Genomic DNA, 2,109 nt, shown 5'->3' with positions numbered 1-2,109 from the left:
GCGTTTGGGCAGGACGCGACTGGCTCTGGCCTGCGTAATCGGCTCGATAACCGTCGGGCTGGCCGCGCCTGCGGCCTGGGCGACAAACGACACCGACGCAGCGAACACAACGCCCGCAGCCACCGCAACTGCTGGCGCGCCGGCACCGGCCGGACCGGATGCGGTTGACACCGCTACGCCGGTCCCGACGCCGCCGGCCGGGTCGGTAGGGAGTGCGACGCCCGCGGTACCGCCGCAGGGCCAAGATGCGCTGCCGTCCCAGCCACCGGTGACCAAGCGGCCGGGTGGCGTGTCCCTTCCGTCGGGCCTTCCGTCGCTTCCCGGAATGCCGCTGACCGACCTGGACAAACGACTTGTCGATCTCGCTCCCTGGCTGCCGGATGACGTGTCCCTGGCTGACCTGGTGCCCCAGCCGCTGGTGGTCAGCTTCACCTGCGGCCCGAAGGGCCCTGCCTGGACGCTCAAGAACACCGCCGCCAAGGCATACGGCTTTGCGTGGATCGACACCAACGTCAACTACAACTTCGGTGCGATCGGGGCCGGCAAGACCATCTCACTGGATTCGTCGGCCGATGCCGTGATCGCGGGCGCAGTCGACGTGGAGACCGGAGACGTCGTGCTGGCGATCCCGGCCTTCGCCATCGCGCACTGCGCGACCACCACCACGGCGTCCCCCACCGCGACCTCGACGAGCGGCGCGGGTGGCGGCGGGACCGTGCCGGTGTCGACGACGACCGCGCCGGTAGCAGCCCCGGCAACGGCTGTCGTCACCGACAAGGTTCACTACACGGGATGACCTCCTCAGCTCTGATCGGACGCCGTCGCCCCGGACCCGGGCCGGCGGCGTCCGCCATGTCGGTTTCCACCGATCACCGTCCAACCGATCATTGTCCAACCGATCACCGCCCAACCGGCAGGCGCATGAAGATCGCGCTGATCGTCGTCGTCGTCGGCATGGTTGCCTTGACCGGCTGCGGCGGAGGGGGCTCGAAGGCCCAGGCACAGGCGTCCGCGACAGCCCTTCCGGATCCGGTGAGCAGCCAGCTCGCGGCCGTGACCGCCGTCAACGCCGACGGGATGAACACGATCGTGACCGCGACCGGCGCGGTGGTGGACATCTACAAGACCCCCACGGCGAAAACCGCGTCCTCCCAACTGCACAGCCCGAACCCGGCAGGTGCTCCGCGGGTGTTCCTGGTGGTGGCGAAACTCCCGAACTGGTGGCACGTCCTGCTGCCGGTGGAGCCCAACGGCAGCACCGGCTGGGTGAAGGCGTCCCAGGTGAAGGCCAGCCTTACGAGCTACCACATCGTGGTTGCCCGCAAGGACCACCGCCTGCGGGTCTATGACCGGACCACGGTCGTCGTGGACGAGCCCATCGCCGTGGGCACAACTGACACCCCGACGCCCGGCGGTCACTTCTACCTGACCGAGTTGCTACAGCCACGCAACCCGGCCGGCGCCTACGGTCCGTACGCCTTCGGGCTCAGCGGGTTCTCCACCACCCTCGACTCCTTCGACGGGCAGGCCCCGGTGATCGGTATCCACGGAACGAACCAGCCCAACCTGATCGGGCAGGATGTCAGCCACGGCTGCATCCGGGTTCGCAACGATGTCATCACCAGGCTCGCGAAAATGCTCCCGCTGGGTACCCCGGTGGAAATCGCGGTCTGATCCACTGCTGCTGGCACCGCTGCTGGCACCGCTGCTGGCACCGCTGCCGCGAACGATGTGGATCCAGCGCTGTTCCGACAGCACCGGATTCACATCGTTCGGAGGCCTTCGACGTAACCGATGCATACTGGACCAACCGGTGGGCGCTCAGGCCAGCGGTGAAGAGATCATGGATTTTCGCGCTGTCGGAGACCATGGCAACGGCCGAACCGAACCCACGGCGGCATCCAGGGGGTACACAGGTGATGGGGACGTTGCTGGCGGCGCGGCGCGGGCGGGTCCAGGCCCTCGGCCTCGGTCTGGTCTGCGTCCTGCTGGGGCTCGCAACCAGCTCCTGCGGAGGCGGAAAAGTCCCTGGTCCGGCCGCGGTGGGAACCGATCCCGTGCCCCCGACTCAGGAGGCGGCCGCCCGTACGTCGCTGCACGCCGACGACT

General features: G+C 68.5%; 2 protein-coding genes and 1 pseudogene. All 3 read left to right on the top strand.

The genetic code is table 11. The features are described 5' to 3' along the window. On the top strand, positions 1-796 hold a 796-nt coding region (locus U9977_RS10065), incomplete at its 5' end, for a hypothetical protein (protein ID WP_322748947.1). 125 nt (positions 797-921) lie between these two features. Next, on the top strand, positions 922-1,674 hold the full coding sequence (locus tag U9977_RS10060; RefSeq protein WP_322748946.1) for a L,D-transpeptidase: 753 nt from the start codon (positions 922-924) through the stop codon (positions 1,672-1,674). Between the two features lie 245 nt (positions 1,675-1,919). Further along, positions 1,920-2,109, top strand: a pseudogene (locus tag U9977_RS10055) (hypothetical protein); the annotation flags it as partial.

It is taken from the genome of Protofrankia sp. Cas8 (genome assembly GCF_963555845.1).
Lineage (GTDB): Bacteria > Actinomycetota > Actinomycetes > Frankiales > Frankiaceae > Protofrankia.
This window is presented reverse-complemented; position numbering and strand designations above follow the sequence as displayed.

Excerpts from the sequence above, each read along its gene's own strand:
- U9977_RS10060 (WP_322748946.1), top strand. The coding sequence starts at position 922 with ATGAAGATCGCGCTGATCGTCGTCGTCGTCGGCATGGTTGCCTTGACC.